The 6206-nt window shown below is 69.4% G+C and carries 6 protein-coding genes; 2 read left to right on the top strand and 4 right to left on the bottom strand.

Annotated features, from left to right (window positions below):
* Positions 1-46: 46 nt before the first annotated feature.
* The 3 genes from ACWDTI_RS16395 to ACWDTI_RS16385 all read right to left on the bottom strand — a co-directional run bounded on the left by ACWDTI_RS16395 (position 47) and on the right by ACWDTI_RS16385 (position 3335).
* Positions 47-1318 carry a saccharopine dehydrogenase family protein gene (locus ACWDTI_RS16395; protein WP_449739159.1) on the bottom strand — a complete coding sequence of 424 codons (1272 nt, stop codon included), beginning with the start codon at positions 1316-1318 and terminating at the stop codon, positions 47-49.
* Between the two features lie 164 nt (positions 1319-1482).
* Positions 1483-2580 (bottom strand): AbrB family transcriptional regulator, encoded by a 1098-nt coding sequence (locus ACWDTI_RS16390; RefSeq protein ID WP_449739158.1) that lies wholly within the window; start codon positions 2578-2580, stop codon positions 1483-1485.
* A gap of 131 nt (positions 2581-2711) precedes the next feature.
* The gene (locus ACWDTI_RS16385) at positions 2712-3335 is read right to left on the bottom strand and encodes a class I SAM-dependent methyltransferase (RefSeq protein WP_449739207.1); all 624 of its coding nucleotides are present in this window, start codon (positions 3333-3335) and stop codon (positions 2712-2714) included.
* A gap of 85 nt (positions 3336-3420) precedes the next feature.
* Here ACWDTI_RS16385 and menD point away from each other — a divergent pair, with 85 nt between their 5' ends.
* Both menD and ACWDTI_RS16375 read left to right on the top strand, forming a co-directional pair.
* Entirely contained in the window at positions 3421-5088 is a 1668-nt protein-coding gene (gene menD / locus ACWDTI_RS16380) for a 2-succinyl-5-enolpyruvyl-6-hydroxy-3-cyclohexene-1-carboxylic-acid synthase (protein ID WP_449739157.1), read from the top strand.
* A 44-nt stretch (positions 5089-5132) separates the two neighbouring features.
* Positions 5133-5618, top strand: coding sequence for a hypothetical protein (locus tag ACWDTI_RS16375; protein WP_449739156.1), 486 nt, complete (start codon positions 5133-5135; stop codon positions 5616-5618).
* Here ACWDTI_RS16375 and ACWDTI_RS16370 read toward each other — a convergent pair.
* The gene (locus ACWDTI_RS16370) at positions 5570-6175 is read right to left on the bottom strand and encodes a Type 1 glutamine amidotransferase-like domain-containing protein (protein WP_449739155.1); all 606 of its coding nucleotides are present in this window, start codon (positions 6173-6175) and stop codon (positions 5570-5572) included. The genes ACWDTI_RS16375 and ACWDTI_RS16370 overlap by 49 nt on opposite strands.
* Positions 6176-6206 lie beyond the last annotated feature (31 nt).

Here is a 6206-nt window from a genome sequence, read left to right as displayed (position 1 = left end):
TGGCGTTCCGCATCGGCTTGACGGGTGGGGTTGGTTCCGCAGTGCGTCAGCGCAGCTCGACGGCCTCCAGCGTCGCGCCCGCACTGCGTAACCGGTCGACCAGCACGTCGCCCATCGCCGCGGCTGGGGTGAGCACACCCGTGAGTTGCGGTAACTTGTCCCGCTCGAGCGCCAGCGAGAGCGCGCACTCGCCGAGCATCGTCGCGGTCGCTTTGTAGCCGGGGTCGCCCTGCATCCGCATCTCCGACCGGTACCGGCGCCCGGTGGTCGTCGTGGTGTAGATCTGGGTGACGAAAAAGCCCTTCTCGCGAGTCTTTTCGTCGGGTCCCTCGCCGGGCTTGGGGAGCAGGCGATCCAGCATTTTGCGGGTGGGGCCGAAACTCATTGCGGCCAGACCGATTCCGGTGCCGATGCCCACCAGTCCGGCGATTACGGCGGACAGGCCGGGCGTGTCGCCGACAGCCATGACCTCGCCGTAGTGAAAGTCCTTGCCGTAGACGTCGTCGAGCAGGGCGTTGGTGCGTCGCACGATCCGCGTGTTGTGGGACGCCATGATGAACGGGGCGAGTGTGCCGCGCAACGACGGATCGACCTTTTTGGCGCTCACAGGGGAGATGTCGCTGGGTTCCGATGACATGTTGGCGCGGGGTGTGTTGCCAGGCGTGCCCGACAGGGATTGCGGATTCAGCAGCAGCCGGCGGGTTTCGGAGTCCTTGGACTGCTCGGCGATGACGCGCATCGAGTCGATCGTGCCGCCGGAGAACCCTCCGCGGAACGACTTCACGATCAGGGTGGTGTCGGTGAGCCGACCCGCGTCGTCGTCGGCCACCTTCTTGTAGAGCACGTACACACCGAGATCGGAAGGGACGGAATCGAATCCACACGAGTGCACGATGCGGGCGCCGGTTGCGACGGCGGTCTCGTGAGCCTTCTCGATGGAGTAGTGCACGAAAGGGACCTCGCCGGTGAGGTCGACATAGTCGGTGCCGGCGCTGGCCGCCGCCACCACCAGCGCCTCGCCGTAACGCAGGTACGGGCCGACGGTAGTGCACACGACGCGGGTGCGGGCGACCATCGCGTCGAGTGCGGCCGGCGACGACGAATCCGCGACGACTAGCGGCCAGTCGTGGGCGCGGGTCGGCAGGCGTTTGCGGGTGGCGGCGAGTTTGGTCTCGGATCGGCCGCCGAGTGCGACCTTGGTGCCTTCCGGCGCGTGCTCGGCAAGGTAGCGGGCGGTCAGTTCGCCGACGAAGCCGGTGGCGCCGTAGACGATGACGTCGAACTCGCGGTCGTGTTGTGATGTGGGTCCCCCAGTCATGGGTTCGACTGTAGCGGGTGAGGATTTGGGGTGGGTGGGCTCGTTTCGACACGCCCCTTGTTCCTCGGGGCTGCTCAACGAGCGGTGGTGGGGTGGGCTCGTTTCGACCCGCCCCTTGTTCCTCGGGCTGCTCAACGAGCGGTGGGGTTTTGGGGTGTGACGTGTTACGCGGACGGTCGCCTCAACCGCTTTGCCGCGGCCCGCGCCGCGAACGGCGCCACGAACAGCATCAGCAGCACCCGGAGGATCTGCGCGGCCACCACGAAGGCGACATTGCCGCCGGCCGCGGTCGCCGCGGCCAGCACGGCGTAGATGCCGCCAGGGGTGGTGGCCAGGTAGCAGTCGAACATCGACTCGCCGGTCCAGGCCGAGAGCGCGACGCCGAGCAGGGCGCAGCCGACGCCGATGGCCAGGATCAGCGTCAGCGCGGCGGGCAGCACCCGGCCGATCGCGCGCAGGCGGTCCATGGTGAACCCGAGGCCGGCCTGCCAGCCGATGATGGCGTAGGCGAGGGTCAGCAGGACCGTCGAGACGGCGGCGTCTCCGGCGAGGCCGGTCAGCTCGGCGACCGTAGACAGGGCCATCGGCCCGAGCAGACCGGCCGCGGGCAGGTGGATGCGGCGGCCGAGCGGGATGCCGATACCGAGGCAGACCGCCAGCAGGAGGAGGCCCCAGCCCTGCTGCGGCACCGTCGGGGTGGCGATGGGCGCGCCTGATGCTTGCGCACCGAACACCAGCGATGCCACCAGCGGGATGGTGACCGTGACCAAGGCGACGCGGAGGTACTGGATCACCGCGACCATGCGCTCGTCGCCGCCGAGCTCCCTCGTCAGGACCACCAGACCCGACGCTCCGCCGGCGACCAGCGCCAGCGATCCGGTCAGCGGGTCGACCAGTTTGTGCAGTCCGAGAAAGGCGCCGCCGGCCACCGACAACGCGAGTGTGCCCAGCCCGACGACCAGTACCGGAAGCCACGACGACCCCAGCCCGGACAGCGTCTGCGGATCGGCCATGGTGCCGATGAAGGTGCCGAGCACGCCTTGGGCGGTGAGCATGATGGGGCGCGGGATGGCGGGTGGGGTGTCGGCTGCGTCGTCATCGGACTCGGTGGCGGTGGTGTTTCGGGTGGGTGCGTAGCCGGCGATGGCCAGGATGCCGGCGACCACGAGCCCGGCGAAGAGCGCCGCGGCGTCGACGTCGAGGAATTCGAGGAGGTACGTCGCGGCCGCGGTGAGGAGGGCCAGCAGAATCCAACGACGCACTCGGTTGAGGGTAGTGGGAGGTGGGTTTCGACGGCGCTCGGCTCGTTCCTCGCCGGGCTGGCTCAACGGGCGGGGTGCGCTTGGTTCGTTTCTCGCCGGGCTGGCTCAACCGGCGGGGTGCGCTCGGACGGTCAGGTGGTCGGCACCTGTGCGACGCCGAGAGAGAGCGCGGCCGCGAACTTCGGGGCTTTGGGTTCGTAGAACTGGTCCATGTCCGTGATGGACAGACCCGAGTCGATGATGGCGGCGGGGATGTCGCGCGTGAAATGGCAGCCGCCGACCAAACGGACCTCAATTGGATCGAGCCGGTATTGCCATTTGCGCACGGACTCGTCGGGGGCGATGCCGTGTTCGAGGAAATGCAGGGTGCCGCCGTCCTTGACCACCCGCTTGATCTCTGCGAGCGCGGCCGCGAGATCCGGGATGGTGCACATCGTGTAGGTGGAGAGCGCAGCGTCGAAGGTGTTGTCGTCGAACGGTAGGCGCTGACCGTCGAGGCCGGCCCGGTCGATCGTCACCGACGAGGCCGCGATGCGGTCGGCCGCGAGTTTCCACATGCCATCCGACGGTTCGACGGCGGCCACCCGTTTCACCGTCTCCGGGTAGAACGGCACGTTGTGGCCGGAGCCGAAACCCACCTCGACGATCTCGCCGGACAGGCCTTCGCACGCCCGTCGTCGATACGGGAAGTCGGCTTTCATGCCACACGCGAAGTTCACCAGGTGCGGGAGAATGTGTTCGTCGTAAAAGCCCATGTACTGATGGTCCTCCGTCGACGTGACGATCACCATGTCCTTACGCGGTGCTCAGCACATTGGTCGCCGTCCTAGGGTGGACCCCATGAACCCCTCGACCCTGCAGGCCCGCGTGATCGTCGACGAGATGATCCGCGGCGGTGTGACCGAGGCGGTGCTGTGCCCGGGTTCCCGCAACGCGCCGCTGGCGTTCGCGCTGCATGCCGCCGACGCGGCGGGCCGCTTGCGACTGCACGTGCGCATCGACGAACGGTCGGCCGGGTACCTCGCACTGGGGTTGGCGGTGTCGTCGCGGCACCCGGTGCCGATCATCATGACCAGCGGCACCGCCGTCGCCAACATGAGTCCGGCGGTGTTCGAGGCCAACTATGCGCGGGTGCCCCTCGTCGTTGTCAGCGCCAACCGGCCGTACGAGCTGCTGGGGTCGGGCGCCAATCAGACCGTCGAACAGTTCGGCATCTTCGGCACGCAGGTGCGCGCCGCGATCAGCCTGGGCCTGGCCGAACAGGACCTCGACACCAACAGCCAGTGGCGTTCGGCGGTAGGCCGCGTGCTGGCCGCCGCCCGCGGCGCCCGCACCGGCAACGCGGGCCCGGTCCAGTTCGACATCCCGCTGCGCGAACCGCTGGTCCCCGACGTCGACGACGACCTCGACGCGGTGCCCGGCGGCGCATTCGCCGGACGACCCGACGGCCTCCCGTGGACCCAGGCGCCCGTCGGCAGGCTCGACATCCCGCTGCCCATCGACCTCTCACTGGACACCGTCGTCGTCTCCGGACACGGCTCGGGGGTGCACCCGGCGCTGGCACACGTGCCGACCGTCGCGGAACCCACTGCGCCACATGCCCACACACCGCTACATCCGTTGGCGCTCAATTCGGTGCGTCCGCAGCAGGCGATCATCTGCGGGCGACCGACCCTGCATCGCGGGGTGTCGCGATTGCTCGCCGACCCGCACGTGCAGGTCTACGCGCTGACCACCGGACCGCGCTGGCCCGACGTGTCGGGCAACGTGTACGCGACCGGCACCCGCGCGGAACCGGTCGGCGAGCCGCGCGAGGAGTGGCTCAAGGAGTGCGCTGACGTGCAGCAGCGGGTGCTCGACGCGGTCGACGCCGAACTCGACGGCCCGGCAGTCGCGACCGGCCTGCACGTCGCGCGGGTGGTCAGCGCGGCGATGCGACCCGGCGACCAGCTGTTCCTCGGTGCGTCGAATCCGATCCGCGACGTCGCGCTCGCCGGGCAGGTCACCGACGGGGTGCGGGTGCTCTCGAACCGGGGAGTGGCCGGCATCGACGGCACCAATTCGACGGCGATCGGGGCGGCGCTGGCGTTGGACGCGGCGGCCGCGCCCGGGGCCCGGACGGTTGCGTTGATGGGTGACCTCACGTTTCTGCACGACGCGACCGGGCTGGTCATCGGGCCGGGTGAGCCGCGGCCGTCATCGCTGCGGATCGTCGTGGCCAACGACGACGGTGGCGGCATCTTCGGGCTGCTCGAGCAGGGGGACCCGCGGTTCAACAGCGGCCCCTATGCGGGTGCGTACGAGCGGGTGTTCGGCACGCCGCACCGCACCGACCTCGCGTCGCTGTGCGCCGGATTCCATCTGCCGCACCGTCGGGTGACGGTGGCCGAGCTGTCGATGGTGCTGGCGGAGCCGGCGCCCGCGGGCGGGATCGAGGTGATCGAGGTGGCCACCGACCGCGAGCGGTTGCGGGCGGTGCACGCGGCGATCGCCGCGCGGGTTTCGTAGTTCCGGCCAGAAGCTCCGCGGCCTGCCTCGGTAGGCTGCACCCCATGAATCCGATCGTGTTGCGCCGCGTCCAGGTGGTGCTGCTGCTGATCGGACTGGTGGTCACCACGATGGGGTTTGTGCTGGTCGCGGGCTGTCACCACAACGACAAACAGATCGACGCGAACAAGGCGACGGTGACGGCCGACGTCGTCTCCGCCGACGCCCTGCACGCTGCGGTCAATTTCCAGACCCCCGACGGCCAGTTCCACAGCCCGCGCCTCGGGCTGCTGTACCCGACCGAACTGACCCGGGGACAGCGCATCCGGGTCGACTACGACGCCACCAACCCCGACCTCGCACGGCCCACCGGGCGGAGCTGGACGCTGGCGATCATCCCGGGGCTCTCTATCGCGGTGGTCGGCTGGCTCGTCGTCGGGGCGGTGATGCTGTTGCTGGCCGAGATCAATCGCCGACGGTCGCGTGGTGAGGACGTCGAGCGTCAGGACGCGACCACCGAGAGCGAACCATCGGAGACCACCACCGCCTGATCGTCGTCGATGAACAGCAGCGGAAAGCGCTCGGCGTACCGGGTTCTGGTGTCCTCGACGACCTGCCGCCCGCCGACGATCCCGTCCGCATGCGGGATCACGACGACGTCGACGAGCCCCCACGCCCGGGTGGAGGCCAGGGGCGCGGTCTCGCTCGCGTCGTCCATCAGCGAGACGGGTTCGATGTCGGGGCCGGTGATCGCCGCGCCCGCGCTGACGCCGATGTAGGGGAGTCCTTGGCGGACTCTCGTGACGAGGTGTTCCTCGGCGCCGGTGGTGCGGAAGACGTGCAGGAGGTGGAAGGTGTTGCCGCCGCTGACGAAGACGGCGTCGAGGGTCTCGAGGCGGGTGGCGAAGTTGTGCCGTTCCGGGTCGAGTTCGACGAGGCGGCAGCCGAAACCTCGGAGCGCGTGGCGGTCGAAGTCGAGCCAGGCGGGGTCGGGATACAGCGCCGACGCAGTGCCGATGAAGCCGACGGTGGGGTGGGTGGTTCTGGTTGTCCGGGCGAGGAAATCGGGCACGGCGTCGAGCCATCGGCTGGCCAGCAGCAGGTCCATGGGGTCATTGTGCCCGCGGCCGAGGTTAGGC

The sequence above is a fragment of the Gordonia sp. NPDC003424 genome (genome assembly GCF_053588655.1).
The sequence above is the reverse complement of the archived record's forward strand: the minus strand, read 5'-3'. Positions and strand labels throughout refer to the sequence as shown.

Bases quoted from the DNA above. Each gene is read 5' to 3' on its own strand.
- ACWDTI_RS16395 (WP_449739159.1), bottom strand. From the start codon at position 1,318: ATGACTGGGGGACCCACATCACAACACGACCGCGAGTTCGACGTCATC.
- ACWDTI_RS16385 (WP_449739207.1), bottom strand. From the start codon at position 3,335: ATGGGCTTTTACGACGAACACATTCTCCCGCACCTGGTGAACTTCGCG.
- menD (WP_449739157.1), top strand. From the start codon at position 3,421: ATGAACCCCTCGACCCTGCAGGCCCGCGTGATCGTCGACGAGATGATC.
- ACWDTI_RS16375 (WP_449739156.1), top strand. From the start codon at position 5,133: ATGAATCCGATCGTGTTGCGCCGCGTCCAGGTGGTGCTGCTGCTGATC.
- ACWDTI_RS16370 (WP_449739155.1), bottom strand. From the start codon at position 6,175: ATGGACCTGCTGCTGGCCAGCCGATGGCTCGACGCCGTGCCCGATTTC.